The sequence below is a fragment of the Staphylococcus rostri genome, assembly GCF_002902145.1.
GTDB lineage: Bacteria > Bacillota > Bacilli > Staphylococcales > Staphylococcaceae > Staphylococcus > Staphylococcus rostri.
The window spans coordinates 1-600 of the sequence record NZ_PPRF01000116.1 but is presented as its reverse complement, the minus strand read 5'-3'; the positions used below and the strand labels follow the sequence as shown (position 1 = coordinate 600).

General features: G+C 44.2%; 1 protein-coding gene. It reads right to left on the bottom strand.

Annotated features, from left to right (window positions below; translation table 11 throughout):
- Nucleotides 1-600, bottom strand: a 600-nt coding sequence (locus CD122_RS10915; RefSeq protein ID WP_206167768.1) for an SdrD B-like domain-containing protein, incomplete at both ends; no start/stop codon positions are given.

Sequence of the window (600 nt, the reverse complement as noted above, 5' to 3'; positions counted from 1 at the left end):
TTTCATCTGTTACAACTGTTTCTGTTGTTCCATCTGGATACGTGATTGTTACTTCCACACCTGGAATTCCTGGTTCACCTTCGTCTTGAACACCGTCATGGTTTGTATCTTCCCATACTGTGTCGCCAACTTTAACTTTGATGAAGCCGCTGTCGATTGTCATGTCATCTGCGTCCTGAATTGTTACGTTTACAACTTGACCATCTGAATCTAATGCGTCATCACCTGTGTTGACTACTGTTGAACCGTTATAGCCGTCCGGTGTTTCGAACGTTACAACGTAGTCGCCGTTCGGTAAATCTGTGAAGATATAGTTTCCGTTTGCGTCTGTTGTTGTCGTTACTGTTGTGCCGTCCGGTTTCGTTAATGTTACCGTAACACCTTCGATTCCTGACTCGTTCGCATCCTGGATACCATCTTGATCCTCATCGTACCAAACTTTATCGCCTAAGTCGTAGACTTTAATGAAGCCTGAGTCGATTGTCGTATCATTCTTACCGTCAACATTTACCGTTACTTTCGTTCCGTCGGAATCCTTCGTATCATCGCCGACATTCTCTGTTGTTGGAATGTAACCGTCTGGTGTCTTGAATTCAATCG